At 57.1% G+C, this 14,101-nt stretch carries 14 protein-coding genes and 4 tRNA genes; 6 read left to right on the plus strand and 12 right to left on the minus strand.

Going from position 1 to position 14,101, the window contains the following annotated elements; all coding sequences use genetic code 11:
* Positions 1-4 precede the first annotated feature (4 nt).
* Positions 5-424 (plus strand): thiol-disulfide oxidoreductase DCC family protein, encoded by a 420-nt coding sequence (locus tag CFN46_RS07825; protein ID WP_035159891.1) that lies wholly within the window; start codon positions 5-7, stop codon positions 422-424.
* A gap of 7 nt (positions 425-431) precedes the next feature.
* Here the strand turns inward: CFN46_RS07825 and CFN46_RS07830 are convergent, their stop codons facing one another.
* The 9 genes from CFN46_RS07830 to rnr form a co-directional block, all read right to left on the minus strand.
* Entirely contained in the window at positions 432-788 is a 357-nt protein-coding gene (locus tag CFN46_RS07830) for a DUF6482 family protein (RefSeq protein WP_222429699.1), read from the minus strand.
* Positions 789-1,216: 428 nt separating this feature from the next.
* Positions 1,217-1,504: a hypothetical protein gene (locus tag CFN46_RS07835; protein WP_024952279.1), complete on the minus strand. Its 288-nt coding sequence runs from the start codon at positions 1,502-1,504 to the stop codon at positions 1,217-1,219.
* Between the two features lie 89 nt (positions 1,505-1,593).
* A complete protein-coding gene (gene dnaB / locus CFN46_RS07840; protein WP_088743174.1) occupies positions 1,594-2,982 on the minus strand; it encodes a replicative DNA helicase in 1,389 nt (462 codons plus the stop codon).
* Positions 2,983-3,315: 333 nt separating this feature from the next.
* Entirely contained in the window at positions 3,316-3,762 is a 447-nt protein-coding gene (gene rplI / locus CFN46_RS07845; RefSeq protein WP_024952280.1) for a 50S ribosomal protein L9, read from the minus strand.
* Between the two features lie 12 nt (positions 3,763-3,774).
* On the minus strand, positions 3,775-4,629 hold the full coding sequence (locus CFN46_RS07850) for a hypothetical protein (RefSeq protein ID WP_088743250.1): 855 nt from the start codon (positions 4,627-4,629) through the stop codon (positions 3,775-3,777).
* A gap of 12 nt (positions 4,630-4,641) precedes the next feature.
* The gene (gene rpsR, locus CFN46_RS07855) at positions 4,642-4,869 is read right to left on the minus strand and encodes a 30S ribosomal protein S18 (RefSeq protein WP_024952281.1); all 228 of its coding nucleotides are present in this window, start codon (positions 4,867-4,869) and stop codon (positions 4,642-4,644) included.
* A gap of 25 nt (positions 4,870-4,894) precedes the next feature.
* A complete protein-coding gene (rpsF, locus tag CFN46_RS07860) occupies positions 4,895-5,275 on the minus strand; it encodes a 30S ribosomal protein S6 (protein ID WP_024952282.1) in 381 nt (126 codons plus the stop codon).
* Between the two features lie 264 nt (positions 5,276-5,539).
* Complete coding sequence (gene rlmB / locus CFN46_RS07865; protein WP_084488079.1) at positions 5,540-6,430, minus strand: 23S rRNA (guanosine(2251)-2'-O)-methyltransferase RlmB; 891 nt, start codon at positions 6,428-6,430, stop codon at positions 5,540-5,542.
* Between the two features lie 160 nt (positions 6,431-6,590).
* Positions 6,591-9,299, minus strand: coding sequence for a ribonuclease R (gene rnr / locus CFN46_RS07870; protein WP_024952284.1), 2,709 nt, complete (start codon positions 9,297-9,299; stop codon positions 6,591-6,593).
* Between the two features lie 316 nt (positions 9,300-9,615).
* Here rnr and CFN46_RS07880 point away from each other — a divergent pair.
* The 4 genes from CFN46_RS07880 (at position 9,616) to CFN46_RS07895 (ending at position 10,227) form a co-directional block, all read left to right on the plus strand.
* Positions 9,616-9,702, plus strand: a tRNA-Leu gene (locus CFN46_RS07880).
* A 122-nt stretch (positions 9,703-9,824) separates the two neighbouring features.
* Positions 9,825-9,911 (plus strand) — tRNA-Leu (locus CFN46_RS07885).
* A 42-nt stretch (positions 9,912-9,953) separates the two neighbouring features.
* Positions 9,954-10,040 (plus strand) — tRNA-Leu (locus CFN46_RS07890).
* A 100-nt stretch (positions 10,041-10,140) separates the two neighbouring features.
* A tRNA-Leu gene (locus CFN46_RS07895) sits at positions 10,141-10,227 on the plus strand.
* Between the two features lie 314 nt (positions 10,228-10,541).
* Here CFN46_RS07895 and CFN46_RS07900 read toward each other — a convergent pair.
* On the minus strand, positions 10,542-11,396 hold the full coding sequence (locus CFN46_RS07900; RefSeq protein WP_024953072.1) for a DNA/RNA non-specific endonuclease: 855 nt from the start codon (positions 11,394-11,396) through the stop codon (positions 10,542-10,544).
* A gap of 100 nt (positions 11,397-11,496) precedes the next feature.
* Complete coding sequence (locus CFN46_RS07905) at positions 11,497-11,772, minus strand: Lrp/AsnC family transcriptional regulator (protein ID WP_024953073.1); 276 nt, start codon at positions 11,770-11,772, stop codon at positions 11,497-11,499.
* 349 nt (positions 11,773-12,121) lie between these two features.
* On the opposite strand from CFN46_RS07905, the gene CFN46_RS07910 reads away from it, so the two are divergent.
* Positions 12,122-12,439 (plus strand): high-potential iron-sulfur protein, encoded by a 318-nt coding sequence (locus CFN46_RS07910; protein WP_024953074.1) that lies wholly within the window; start codon positions 12,122-12,124, stop codon positions 12,437-12,439.
* A 90-nt stretch (positions 12,440-12,529) separates the two neighbouring features.
* On the opposite strand, the gene CFN46_RS07915 is transcribed toward CFN46_RS07910, so the two are convergent.
* Entirely contained in the window at positions 12,530-14,098 is a 1,569-nt protein-coding gene (locus tag CFN46_RS07915; protein WP_024953075.1) for a SpoVR family protein, read from the minus strand.
* Between the last annotated feature and the right edge of the window lie 3 nt (positions 14,099-14,101).

Consider the following 14,101-nt stretch of genomic DNA (forward strand, 5'->3'; position numbering starts at 1 on the left):
CAGCATGAGCCATATTTGGCAGGCCAGCGCTCCCGTCACGCTTTATCACGATGGTAAATGTCCGCTGTGCCAGCGTGAGGTTGCCTGGCTATCACGTCACCCCAAGCGTGAGCGAGTTCAAACCGTCGATATTCGTGCCGAGGATTTCTCGCCCAAAGCGCTAGGACTGACGTTGAACACCATGATGGGACGGCTACATGTGCAGGATGCACGTGGCGAATGGTATGTAGGGATGGATGCCAGCCGAGCACTGTATACAGTACTCGGATATCGACGTTTGGTGAGAGTTTCGCTGCTCCCGGGGCTACGTCCGCTAATGGACATGAGTTATCGTTTCTTCGCGCGCCATCGTGAACGTCTCGGTCGCTGGGTGCCTGATGCTAAACACTGCAATCAACACCAGGAGCGAAAAAATCGCACCTGAAACAAGATTAAAAACGGAGCGACATACGAGAGTCCAGCGGTTGATGGTACTGGGGCGGGCGACCGATCACCTCGTCATTGACGACCTGCGAGACCAACCAGGCGCGATGCAAGCCCGCCCGACGCAACTCACTGTAGACGTCCTCAAGTGAGCGGAACAGCATTGGCTTACCGCGCCGAGTGAGCAACTCGCTACGCTCGGCACGTATATCGTCAGCGGCCCCAATCATCAGCTCGACTAGATAGAAATGACTGGCGGCATGACTGATGATGCGTACTTCAAGCTCAGGATATTCGGCCACTAGCGACTTGAGATTACTGGTAAAAAGATTCACAGGCCTGGAGGTGTCGACGATTCTGGACATGATAGTAGCTCCTGCGCCATCGAGAGCATGGCACCCAAGGATATAAGGCTCGATGGCACGAGACTTGGGAATACGGTATCTGTCTAATGATAGTCAGCATCGCCACGACAGGCGGCAAGGCTTCACGCCAGACTAAGGGTCGTGGATGACAGTATTGAGGCGAAAAGATGGCGATTGAATGACGTACTCACGCCTGCCGCGAAGTGTCATCGCGACCTGGCGCATACGCAAAAGCAACCCAGCACCCAGCCAGAATCAGGGGGGAATGTTGCTCTATCAGCAAAAAGAGGGAATGAGGATGGAGGGGAAAGACGCCAGAATCAGAACATGCTGACATGAAAAAGGGAGAGGGCAGATGCTCGTAATACAACCACGCAGGCTCTCATCCATGACAGATTGAGGAGAGCCTGCGTGCCTCACCAATTCGCTTACAGCGAGTTGGGGTCAATGGCCTTGCCAAGCGAATTACGGTCGATCCACTTGCCGGCCTTGGTTTCCTTGTAACGGAAGACCACCATGTCGCCAGCGACAACCGGCACTTCACTGTCTTCGGTCTGATAGCTGTAGCTCTCGCCCTCCACGACCAGCGTGAAGCGATAGAGATCCGGCATGCCCAGCCATTCCTTGAAAGGCCCTTCGCGCTCAAGGCTCTCAAGTGGGCCACGCCCCTGCAGCTTCGGCGTACGTGCGCGTCCGCGCCCAAATCCACCTGCCATGTTATCTCCTCCCCGTCATTCCGGGTCTTGCGAGGCAACGGCCGCAGCCACTGCCCGAGTGCATGATTGATACGCGAGTGCGCATCACATTATTCAGCGAAGGCCTGGCCATAACTGTCCGGCGCCAGATCCTCGAAGCGGGTGTACTTGCCAATGAAGGCCATATGGACCGACCCGATAGGGCCGTTACGCTGCTTACCGATGATGAGTTCGGCCAGCCCCTTATTATCGGGATTATCCTTGTTATAGACCTCATCGCGATAAACGAAGGCAATCACATCGGCATCCTGCTCGATGGCGCCGGATTCACGTAGATCCGACATCACCGGTCGCTTGTTGGGACGCTGCTCGAGCGAGCGGTTCAGCTGCGACAGTGCTACTACTGGGCAACTGAACTCCTTGGCCAGGCCCTTGAGCGAGCGCGAAATCTCGGAGATCTCGGCGGTGCGGTTATCGGAGAGTCCCGGCACCTGCATCAGCTGAAGGTAATCGATCATGATGAGGCCAAGGTTGCCATGCTCACGCGCCATGCGCCGACAACGTGAACGCATCTCGTTGGGGGATAGCGCCGCCGTGTCATCGACGAACAACTGCTTGTCCTTGAGCAGATTGACCGCCGACGTTAGTCGCGGCCAGTCCTCATCCTCAAGCTGCCCAGTACGCACCTTGGTCTGGTCGATACGGCCCAGCGAAGAAATCATGCGCAGCATCAGCGATTCGGCAGGCATCTCCATGGAAAACACCGCAACAGGCTTATCACCTGAAACGACCGCATGCTCCACCAGGTTCATGGCGAAGGTGGTCTTGCCCATCGAAGGACGCCCGGCAATGATCACCAAGTCAGAGGGCTGCAGGCCTGAAGTCATATCATCGAGATCTCGGAAGCCCGTCGACAGACCTGTCATCTGACCTTTGAGATTGAACATCTCATCGATGCGATCGACAGCGCCGGTCAGCAGCTGGCTCATGCCCTTGGGGCCACCACTCTTGGGGCGTGACTCGCTGATCTGGAAAACGAGGCGCTCGGCCTCATTGACCAACTCGTCGGCATCACGGCCTTGCGGGCTGAACGAGCTCTCGGCAATCTGGTTGGCCGCCTGAATCAGCTTGCGCAGGGTCGCACGCTCACGAACGATATCAGCGTAGGCCTTGATATTGCTCGCCGAGGGCGTGTTACGCGCCAGTTCGGCCAGTGTCGCCAGTCCGCCGACGGACTCTAACTGATCACGACTGTCCAACAGCTCGGATAGCGTCACCACATCCAATGGGCGACTGCCACCGACCAGCTGCGTCATGGCATTAAAGACCAAACGGTGCTCATAACGATAAAAGTCGTCGGCCACCAGCCGCTCAGAGACTGTATCCCAAGCACTGTTGTCCAGCATCAAGCCGCCAAGTACCGATTGCTCGGCCTCCAACGAATTGGGGGGCACCTTGAGCGCCGCCGTCTCGCGATCCTGACCCTGCATCTCGCTCATGCCTGACTGACTCCTGCTGATGACTGACATGCCCACGGGCGCAACTATTCTCGTGCATCACTGTGGACCTGCCAACAGCAATGCAATGAATCCAACATACGTCATGGGGGCAGGCATTCTAACGGATTTCAGACCGCCTTGCCCTGCCTGCATTGCCGTCGGAGACCACCGATGCTACTGAACAAGGCTTCCTGGCTTCGCCCCACTTCTTTCCTGCCCCCTTGTGGCCACTGAACAAGGGGCACAAAAAAACCGCTTCCGCATCAGAGATGCGAAGGCGGTTTTGAGTACTGCATGTAGCGGCTGCATAGTGCAGCCGCTACGGATCAGCGATTACTCGCCGACCACAACCACACGAACAGTAGCAGTTACTTCAGCGTGCAGTTGCAGCACGATGTCGTATTCGCCAGTGCTGCGCAGCGGGCCTTCCGGCATACGAACTTCGCTCTTGGCGATTTCGATGCCAGATTGGGCGATAGCTTCGGCCAGATCACGCGGACCGATGGAACCGAACAGCTTACCCTCTTCGCCAGCTTTGGCGACGAGGGACAGTTCGATTTCATTCAGCTGAGCGGCACGCGCTTCAGCTTCAGCCTTGCGTTCTGCAACCTGTGCTTCCAGCTCAGCGCGCTGAGCTTCGAAAGCAGCCTGGTTTTCAGCAGTTGCCGGAACAGCCAGGCCGTACGGCAGCAGGTAGTTGCGACCGAAGCCAGCCTTGACGGAAACCTGGTCACCCAGGTTACCCAGCTTGCCAATCTTGTCGAGCAGAATGACTTGCATCTCGTAAACCTCTTATCGATGACTGCCAGCGAGACGTGCGCGAAAATCCGCAAATACGTCAGTAAGGGCCAGCAGCAGCAAAATCAGAATCGTGGGCCAGGTGGTCAGCAGCAAAAAGTAGATGCCGATAAGCCATAACCCGCTCATCCCCTTTAACCCGATATAGCCATGCACCAGAGCGATGCCAGCCACCAGTAGCGGTATCCAAACAAGCAGGAGCACCGCGGGAACATTCAGCAGCACGCCAAGAATCCCGCAGGCTGCCAATACCAGGATTTCGCGCAAGCTCAGCCGGAAAGCATGAAACTCATCACGAAACCCACCCGGATTGTAGAGCCCGGATTGCCAGCTACGCGCCAAGGCCAGACAGGCAGTGGCAGCCAGCATAACGACTAACCCAGTGATGCCGCCGATGACCAGCCCTGCGAGCTGTTCAGTCGACACGCCTTGAGCGGCAATGTCGTTCAGGCGTGCATCCAACTCAGGAGCATTCTGACGAATGCTCTCGAGCAATGGGCCAGCCCCGCCTGGTGGCAGGAATATCCCTAACTGCACCATCAGTGCCGACGTCAGACTAGCGCCAATTAGCGCTTCTCCCCAGCGCACGCGAGCGCGCAGCAAGGTAGCCATCAACGTGACCAGCAACACGGTTGCCAGAGGCACCGGGTCACCCTGTGTCCACCACCAGCCCGCCGGTAGGGCGGCAGCAATGAAGACGGGTGCGGCTGGTGCAAGGCCACGCCGAAGCGTGACCAGCGCACTGATGGCGGCACTGAACCAGAAGAGCCAAGGCACAAGTCCCGCCAGCAGCGCAATGACAATGCTCTGCAGCGGACCGCGCATGGCCCAACGTGCCAGTGCCAGCATCATGGTGTCGCCTTACTGGTGGCTGTCGCTGTACGGCAGCAGTGCCAGGTAGCGTGCGCGCTTGATGGCAGTCGCCAGCTGACGCTGGTAGCGCGCCTTGGTGCCGGTGATACGGCTCGGGACGATCTTGCCGGTCTCGGTGATGTAAGACTTCAGGACTTCGATGTCCTTGTAGTCGATCTGCTTCACGCCTTCAGCGGTGAAGCGGCAGAACTTGCGACGACGGAAGAAACGTGCCATTGCAATGACCTCCTGGGGTGCGGTATCAGTTGACGTCTTGAGCTTCGGATTCGTCGCGCTTGTCTTCACGACGCGGGCGCTTCTCTTCAACCGGCTTCATCATCGGAGACGGCTCAATCGCCGCATCCTTTGCACGCACAACCAGGTTACGGATGATGGCATCGTTGAAACGGAAGATGGTTTCGAGTTCTTCGACCACTTCACCCGTTGCTTCGATGTTCATCAGCACGTAATGGGCCTTGTGGATCTTGTTGATCGGGTAGGCCAGGTGACGGCGGCCCCAATCTTCCAGACGATGCACAGTACCGTTAGCTTCGGTAACGATAGAGGTGTAACGCTCAATCATCGCCGGAACCTGTTCGCTTTGGTCCGGGTGGACCATGAACACGATCTCATAGTGACGCATGGCTTGGCTCCTTTCGGTTTGGCAGCCTCCACGGCGCGTCTCGGGCCGGGAAGCAAGGAGTGGAGTGATTACTACGGTTGTGCGATCAGACCCGAAGATCATGGATCGCGCGTACGAGCGAGGGCCGTTGCCCTCATGCCGCACATTCACTGCAGACTGCACTTCACAGAACCGCAGTATTGTAGAGAGGTGTCAAGGGCTTGGCAAGCAATCCGTGGGCCACCTCATCTTTAATCAAAGCCTCAGTCACCCACAGTGCAAGTATCAACCGCGACGCTGGCGCACCGCCTCGAATAAACAGATGCCCGCAGCGACCGAGACGTTAAGGCTCGAGACACTGCCCGCCATCGGCAGCTTGACCAGGCTATCGCAGTGCTCGCGCGTCAGACGACGCATGCCCTTGCCTTCCGCGCCCATCACGAGGGCAACAGGGACGGTGAAGTCCGCCTCGAATGCCAACACTTCAGCTTCGCCAGCGGTCCCCAACACCCAGACGCCAGACTCTTTCATCGCATCCAAAGTGCGCACCAGATTGGTCACCTGATACACCGGCACAACCTCGGCAGCGCCACAGGCGACTTTACGAACGGTAGCATTCAGCGAGGCAGATTTATCCTTGGGCACGATGACGCCATGTGCGCCCGCAGCATCAGCACTGCGCAGGCAGGCGCCGAGATTGTGCGGATCCGTCACGGAATCCAGCACCAGAAACAGCGGCGGCTCCGCATGTGACCAGCCATCCAGACGCAACTTGAGGCCCGTCTCGTTTTCGGTTGCCAGTGGCGGGCACAGGGCGACCAGCCCCTGATGTGCTCCACCTCCAGCAGCCAGAGCATCCAGTTCATCACGGCCACGCAAGGTGACGCGCGAACCAGCAGCACGCGCCTGCTCGATCATATCGCTCAGGCGTGTCTCGGCTTCGCCTGCCTGCACCCAGAGCTCGCTCGGCGCACGCCCACGCGCCAACAGCGCCTCAACGGCATGCACGCCATAGACAGCTTCTAGCCCGCCCGGGATCTGCGGTGCACGAGAGCTGCCTGACGAATGCCGACTGCCACTTCTACGGCCTGCACCACGCTCACCGCCACGATCACTGCCGCGCTGTTCGCCTGCGGGCTTACCGCGGCCGGGCTTGCGCCCCTTGTCCTGACTCATCTGTGCTTTCCTGCCTTGTGGCCCTGACACTGGCCCATGAAACGTGGACTACCGCCATGACAGTAGCCGTGAATGTCTGGCGAATAATGCAACCGCCTAACGCATCAACCCCGACCGAGGCCGGGGCTGAGACTGCATGTGACGACGAACCTGCTAGCGATTAGCTACGTCCGTTACCACGTTGCCCACGAGAGCGCGAACCACGCTTGCGAGACGGGTCATCTTTACCGGCAGCGCCCATCGGCGCCACAGCAGCAAAGGGGCTGTCCGGAGATTCAGGGCCGCTCGGCACTGCCGGTCGTGCAGTTGCAGGGGCATCAGAGGGTGCAGCGCTGGATGACGCCTGACGCTCATTGCCAGCAGCCGGCTTGCGATCACCACGACCGGAACGATCTCCACGCGGCTTGCGCGCGGGACGCTCAGAAGCTGCTGCTTCCTGAGGCGCAGCTTCACTATCGGCTTGCCCCACCTCATCGGTCAGAGACTTGAGACGTTCGCGCTCACGCTTGCCCGGACGCCCCTTGGCAGCAGATTCCTTGCCACTGGTCTCCTTGGTGCCCGGCGCGGCCTCGCCACTGCGATCAGCACTACGTGCCTTGCGCGGCTTGCGCTTGGGACGCGGTGTCGGATCGTTGAGCATGAAGTCGATCTTGCGCTCATCCATGTCGACGCGTGCGACCTGCACGGTGACACCATCGCCCAGACCATAGCTGACGCCCGCACGCTCACCCTTGAGGCGATGCTTCTCTGCCTCGTAGTGATAGTAATCAGACGGCAGTGAGGAGATATGCAGCAGCCCCTCGACATAATAGGCATCCAGGCGCACAAACAGGCCGAACTGAGTGACAGCAGCCACGGTGCCTTCCAGCACCTCGCCCACCTTGTCTTTCATGAACTCGCACTTGAGCCAATCATTGACGTCACGCGTCGCCTCATCGGCACGACGCTCGGTCATTGAGCAGTGCTCACCCAGTTCGAGCATCTGCTCAAAGGTGTACGGGCACCACTTGGTCGGGCGTTCGGTCACGGCATCTTCGGCACGCAGGACAGTATCGGTCTTGCGCGGGCCACGAATGACCGAGCGAATCGCACGGTGTACCAGCAAGTCAGGATAACGACGAATCGGCGAGGTGAAGTGCGCGTAAGCTTCATACGCCAGCCCGAAGTGACCTTCGTTCTGCGGCGAGTAGACGGCTTGCGTCATGCTGCGCAGCATCACGGTCTGAATGATATCGAGGTCCGGACGCTCGGCGATGGATGCACGCAAAGTCTGGAAATCCTTCGGTGCCGGCTCGTCGCCGCCCTCAAGCGTCAGGCCCAGCTCGCCCAGGAAGGCGCGCAGGTTGGCTAGACGCTCAGGCGCAGGCTGCTTGTGGACACGATAGAGTGCCGGTAGGTCGTGCTGATCAAGGAAGCGCGCAGTCGCCACGTTGGCGGCCAGCATGCATTCCTCGATCAACTTGTGCGCATCATTACGCGTACGCGGCACGATCTGCTCGATCTTGCGCTCATCGTTGAACAGTATCTGCGTTTCGGTCGTCTCGAAATCGATCGCACCACGCTTGTCACGCGCCTTGCGCAGCACAGCATACAACGCGTGCAGGTTATGCAACGACGGCAGTAGCGCATTGTATTGCTGGCACAGCGACTGGCCTTCTTCGCTATCCGGGTCCTGCAGCATCGTGGCGACCTTTTCATAGGTCAGACGAGCATGCGAACGGATCACGGCTTCAAAGAAGCGATAGTCGAGCATTTCACCGCTGGTGTTGGAAATGGTCAGTTCGCACACTAGTGTCAGGCGATCGACATTCGGGTTGAGCGAGCACAGACCATTAGATAGCAGCTCAGGCAGCATCGGCACGACCTGGCCCGGGAAATACACCGAGTTGCCACGCGTATAACCTTCCTGATCCAGCGGACTACCGCCACGAACGTAGTGAGACACGTCAGCGATGGCCACCATCAGCTTCCAATCACCGTTGTCTTTCTGCCAGGCACAGACGGCATCATCGAAATCCTTGGCATCTTCGCCATCGATGGTGACCATCGGCGTCTCGCGCAGATCGATACGACCTTTCTTGTCTTCTTCCAGCACTTCAGCGGAAATGGTCGAGATCTGGTCTTCGACTTCTGGCGGGAATTCACTGGGAATGTCATGCGAGCGGATCGCAATGTCGATTTCCATTCCCGGATCCATCCGCTCGCCAAGCACTTCAACGACCTCACCGACCGGCTGAATGCGGGTCGCAGGCTGCTGGGTGATGCGCACGGAAACCACCAGACCGTCCTTGGCACCATTGGCCGCACGGTTGGGAATGATGACTTCCTGAGCGATACGCGAGTTCTCGGGAATCAATACCCCGAAATCCGGCTCAGACTGACGGTAGATACCAACCAGTGTCTGGGTGTTGCGCGCCAACACTTCGACGATGGTGATCTCGTCGCGGCCACGACGATCACGGCCACTGACACGGGCCAGCACCTGATCACCGTGGAAGACACGACGCATCTGGCGCGGCGGCACGGCAAGATCAGGCTTGATGCCGTCTTCACGCGCAAGGAAGCCGAAACCATCTCGGTGACCGACGACGCGGCCACGAATCAGATCGAGCTTATCGATCAGCGCATAGGCGCCGCGTCGATTGCGCAGCACCTGACCGTCACGCTCCATGGCATTGAGGCGACGACGCACTGCTTCCTGCTGATCGTCGTCCTCGAAGCCGAGCATACGGCTCATGTTCTCGTGGGTGATGGGCTTGCCATACTCTTCCAGCTTGTCGAGCAGATACTCGCGACTGGGGATGGGCTTGTCGTACTTATGGGCTTCGCGTTCCGCGTGCGGGTCGTCGCTGAGCGTCCATTGGGTCATTAATCAGGATTCCTTGACGATGAATTCGAGACGGGCAGCGGTCGCGGCACGGAATGTTAGTTTGTCTCTCATGCGCGCATTATAGCCCGTACCCTTGGGCCGACCCAACCATTCCCCGTGCATCACGTGAGTGATGGAGCAAAGAAGTGTCAAAGACAAGCCTGAAAAGCACACAGGAGTAAGCTTCACCAGCGCTTTGTGGCGAATGTCATTTGACCTCATCAAATCTCTATTCGGCTTAATGGGGATGCATCAAAAGCGAAGCATAGAAATTACTTGCATTTCGGCCATGCATCCGTATTATTCGGCACCACTTGCCCAGATGGCGGAATTGGTAGACGCGCTAGCTTCAGGTGCTAGTGTCCGTATGGACGTGGAGGTTCAAGTCCTCTTCTGGGCACCAATTTCGGGTTTCATACTCACGTCACTGACGTTAAGATGACAACCGGAAAACGGGTTAAGCATTTAGGTTTCAATAACTTGATTGCTTGTCCGGGTCGAAAGACCGAATGAGTTCTGATGTCTGCCCAGGTGGCGGAATTGGTAGACGCGCTAGCTTCAGGTGCTAGTATCCGTAAGGATGTGGAGGTTCAAGTCCTCTCCTGGGCACCACGGCCGTCAGACTCACAATCGAACGTCCCTGTATCGCGCTTCGCCCAGATGGCGGAATTGGTAGACGCGCTAGCTTCAGGTGCTAGTATCCGTAAGGATGTGGAGGTTCAAGTCCTCTTCTGGGCACCACGATGCGCACTCGAACAGGGAACATGTAGCCCACTACCAAGGGTTTCATGATCGTTCAGCTGACAGACTCACCTCATGAGCCTCCAGCATACAACTTGATGCCCAGATGGCGGAATTGGTAGACGCGCTAGCTTCAGGTGCTAGTATCCGTAAGGATGTGGAGGTTCAAGTCCTCTTCTGGGCACCATCAAGTTGTTATCTGATGTTACTTCTGCAGCGCCTGCTGCCTACATCACTCCCTCTGCTTTATCTTAGCAATGCTTTCCAATACTCAGTAATGCCCAAGCAATACCTCACGATGCCTCGCGTCGTCTTCCGCGTTTCTGTATTTTCTGCCAATCGATAGCACCTACCTACTGCACGTGCCTTACCCTCTTTCTTCGTTCGCCAGGCGTCAGACTCTGCAAGTGACTGTGGATAAAGTCCGTCGCACGTCTATGAGGCATGTCATTACGCCATGACCAGCGCTCATTTGGCATTCCCTCGCGATCAATGACGCTTTCAGTAACGTGAAGGCGTGCGATTGAAGCTCTCGACCTTCCAGCCCTCACGCCTGACTTGTGATTCCAGTCGCTGCTCGACAGTATCCGGCAGGTCATGGAAGAAATTGAGGCCGGTCAACGCTTCTACCCTATCAATGCTGACGAGAAAGCGATCCAGCGGCTCATCACCCCGCACCTGCTGCGGAAATAAAAATGCCAATGCGCGCGGTGGGTGCTGCGCATCTCCCGGTGCAACAATGATCTTGTAGAAAGCATCAGGGATCTCGATAAGGCTGGAAAGTCGCTCAGTACTGCCGGTAAACACAGGCCCTGCCGTAATCCACAACGCTCCCTTTCGCGGCAGGATATTATCCATGACGGCTGCTTCTAGCCGTTGCCATAGCTTGCGATTCAGCGCTGGGGTCTGTGGAGAGATATTGGTCATGCGGAAGGTCTGCTCCTGCGCTTTCAGACCATATATCTTGCCAATCGCATAGTTGGGTGCCAGATGGCCACGATCATAACCGCTGCCACGATAGCTATCCGGTGACACCGGCCATAGTGAGCGCCAGTCGCGCTCAAAACTTTCCGGACGTTTGCCTTGTCGTGAGGTATCAGCATGGTCCAGTCGCCAAGTTACCCACAGGGGATTGGCGCGCAGGTCAGACCAGCCCACCAGATAAGCATCGCTACGCAGAGCACGCACAAAGGTTTTCCAGTCGAGCTGACGCGCCTCAGGTACGCCCTGCCAAGTGTAGAACTGCTGATAGTCGCGCTCCTGCCACCACCACAGGCCACTACCGACCAGCGCAAATGCCAAGCTGACCCCTAGCCCACGCCACAGCTTGCGTCCGGCTGAACGTATTTCGTCCATCACTCCCAGCATCCAGCCACTTCCCTTTTGTTATCAATATGTTAGTTGTCAAAGATTGGGAAATTGGCTATCGAGACGTTTCTTCCAAAGCGCGCATCCGCTAGAGCCCAAGATCAAACATGGTATCGAGGTCGTGGCGCGAGTGGACCTGTAACGCATTGAGTGTTTCGGTATCACGAATTCCTTCAATGCACGACAGACGCCCCGTCACCAACTCCGCGAGTTGCTCAAAATCACGCACACGGGCGATGGCCACCATGTCGACTCGCCCACCGGTAGAATAGACTTCACTGATACCGTCCAGCTCAGCAATGCGCTCGGCCACATCACGAATACGGCCATGTTCGGCATGAATCAAAATAATGGCACTGTGCATGAGACGACTCCATAAGAATGAGTAGAACACCAATAGCGCACCTCACGGGCAACGCTGTTTACAGACGTTATCATGCCAGAGACAAGCTTCCGAGGCTGACGGCTGCGCCATCTCAGGCCACAATATACAAGGAGCTTATGCGACTGCACCGTGAGTGTGCAGACTGCTCTTCGGCATCATGCATGCTTGGCTGCATATCGACCACCTGACATCGATCGCAGCGCTTGGCATATAGCGTGCATGAGATGTCGAGACGCACAATGATAGTGTGCCAGCGCCTCCTGACGGCGTTTCGTGACGATACTCGCGCCCAAAGAAGCGTGAGCCATTGATGACAAGGAGCTTGACCATGGCTAATCAGAGTCGCCGTAATTTCATGCGCAACAGCCTGCTGGGCCTTGCCGCTCTGCCGTTGGGTGCCGCCATCCTGTCCCCGCGCGCACTTGCTGCCGACCTACCTCTGCTGGATACCTCCAACCCGCAGGCTAAAGCACTAAATTATGTAGAAGACGCCAACGAGGCCAAGGATCATGCCGCCTTCAAGGCTGGTTCCGATTGCGCCAACTGCATGTTCTACAAGCCAGAGAACAAGGGCTGCCAGCTATTCCCCAGCAACAGCGTAGCGCCAAAGGGCTGGTGTCAGTCCTGGACCAAGCGCCCGGCGTAACGCGCGCACCTTGGTTTGCGTGTGAATAAAAAACCGCCACGAGCCCGTGCCCGTGGCGGTTTTTTATTCAGTCTCTGACTCACATAAGCGCTAACCAGAGGCACTATCCTCCTCCGGCAATGGCCACTGATATCGCCTGGCAATCTCATCCTGCTCCATTGATTCCATGTGCACGGGGAATCCCCACAGCTGATGCAGGTGCCGCATGACGGGATAGACGCTACGTGCCAAAGGTCGTCGATCATCCTGCACATGACGCAGTGTCAGCGAGCGATCGCCACGAATATTGGCTGCCCACACCTGAATATTTGGCTCACGATGGCTCAGTGCATACTGGACCGACAATGCTTCACGAATACGCTTGTAACCACGACTATCGTGGATGGCATCAATCACCAGATGGTCGTCATGATCATCATCCATCAGCGAGAATAGCTTGAGGTCGCGAATCACCTTCGGTGACAGAAACTGCTGGATGAAAGACTCATCCTTGAAGTTACGCATGGCGAAATGCACCGTCTCCAACCAATCGCTACCGGCGATATCTGGGAACCACTCGCGATCCTCGTCATCAGGATGCTCACAGATGCGCTTGATATCGGTAAACATCGCAAAGCCCAGCGCATAGGGATTGATGCCGTTATAGTGCGGATGATCGAAGCCCGGTTGCTGCACGACCGACGTGTGCGACTGCAAGAACTCCAGAATCACTCCCTCACCGATCAGTTCTTCATCATAGAGCTGATTCATGATGGTGTAGTGCCAGAAACACGCCCAGCCTTCGTTCATCACCTGAGTCTGGCGCTGAGGATAGAAGTACTGCGCTAGCTTGCGCACAATACGCACTAGCTCGCGCTGCCAGGGTTCCAGCAGCGGTGCGTTCTTCTCGATGAAATAGAGCAGATTCTCCTGCGGCTCGGAGGGGTAGCGTCCACGGCGGTGCAGGCCGAGCGGATCATTGACCTCATCCAGCTGCTCATCATCGTCTTCTGCCTGTGGAATCGTGCTCCACAATGCATTCACCTGCGCTTGCAGATAGGCCTCGCGCTCCTGCTGACGCTGAACCTCTTCCTCTGGCGAGATGGGCGAGGGGCGCTTATAGCGATCCACCCCATAGTTCTGCAATGCATGACAGGCATCCAGCAGCTGCTCGACCGCGTCTACACCATGGCGCTCTTCGCATTCCGCAACGTACTTCCGTGCGAACACGAGATAATCGATTATCGCCGAGGCATCGGTCCAAGCGCGAAAAAGATAATTGCCCTTGAAGAAGCTGTTGTGGCCATAGCAGGCATGCGCCATGACCAGAATCTGCATCATCAGGGTGTTCTCTTCCATCAGATAGGCGATGCAGGGGTCTGAGTTGATGACCAGCTCATAGGCCAGCCCCATCTGGCCACGACGGTAGGCCTGCTCTACCGAGAGGAATTGCTTGCCAAAGGACCAATGGTGATAGCCGACCGGCATGCCGATGCTGGCATAAGCATCCATCATCTGCTCAGAGGTGATGACTTCAATCTGATTCGGGTAAATATCCAGTCGGTATTGCGCCGCAATACGCGCAATCTCGTGCTCAAAATGCTCCAGTAGCTCGAAACTCCAATCAGAGCCGCTGGCAGGCGCATGATTCTCAAGTCGACTCTCACGTTTGTGGCTCATGGG

This window comes from Cobetia sp. QF-1, from assembly GCF_002213105.1.
In the GTDB taxonomy this organism is placed as follows: domain Bacteria; phylum Pseudomonadota; class Gammaproteobacteria; order Pseudomonadales; family Halomonadaceae; genus Cobetia; species Cobetia crustatorum.

What these genes read in the sequence shown, in the direction of transcription:
- CFN46_RS07825 (WP_035159891.1), top strand. Translation starts at nt 5, where the DNA reads ATGAGCCATATTTGGCAGGCCAGCGCTCCCGTCACGCTTTATCACGAT.
- CFN46_RS07830 (WP_222429699.1), bottom strand. Translation starts at nt 788, where the DNA reads ATGTCCAGAATCGTCGACACCTCCAGGCCTGTGAATCTTTTTACCAGT.
- CFN46_RS07835 (WP_024952279.1), bottom strand. Translation starts at nt 1,504, where the DNA reads ATGGCAGGTGGATTTGGGCGCGGACGCGCACGTACGCCGAAGCTGCAG.
- dnaB (WP_088743174.1), bottom strand. Translation starts at nt 2,982, where the DNA reads ATGAGCGAGATGCAGGGTCAGGATCGCGAGACGGCGGCGCTCAAGGTG.
- rplI (WP_024952280.1), bottom strand. Translation starts at nt 3,762, where the DNA reads ATGCAAGTCATTCTGCTCGACAAGATTGGCAAGCTGGGTAACCTGGGT.
- CFN46_RS07850 (WP_088743250.1), bottom strand. Translation starts at nt 4,629, where the DNA reads ATGCTGGCACTGGCACGTTGGGCCATGCGCGGTCCGCTGCAGAGCATT.
- rpsR (WP_024952281.1), bottom strand. Translation starts at nt 4,869, where the DNA reads ATGGCACGTTTCTTCCGTCGTCGCAAGTTCTGCCGCTTCACCGCTGAA.
- rpsF (WP_024952282.1), bottom strand. Translation starts at nt 5,275, where the DNA reads ATGCGTCACTATGAGATCGTGTTCATGGTCCACCCGGACCAAAGCGAA.
- rlmB (WP_084488079.1), bottom strand. Translation starts at nt 6,430, where the DNA reads ATGAGTCAGGACAAGGGGCGCAAGCCCGGCCGCGGTAAGCCCGCAGGC.
- rnr (WP_024952284.1), bottom strand. Translation starts at nt 9,299, where the DNA reads ATGACCCAATGGACGCTCAGCGACGACCCGCACGCGGAACGCGAAGCC.
- CFN46_RS07900 (WP_024953072.1), bottom strand. Translation starts at nt 11,396, where the DNA reads ATGGACGAAATACGTTCAGCCGGACGCAAGCTGTGGCGTGGGCTAGGG.
- CFN46_RS07905 (WP_024953073.1), bottom strand. Translation starts at nt 11,772, where the DNA reads ATGCACAGTGCCATTATTTTGATTCATGCCGAACATGGCCGTATTCGT.
- CFN46_RS07910 (WP_024953074.1), top strand. Translation starts at nt 12,122, where the DNA reads ATGGCTAATCAGAGTCGCCGTAATTTCATGCGCAACAGCCTGCTGGGC.
- CFN46_RS07915 (WP_024953075.1), bottom strand. Translation starts at nt 14,098, where the DNA reads ATGAGCCACAAACGTGAGAGTCGACTTGAGAATCATGCGCCTGCCAGC.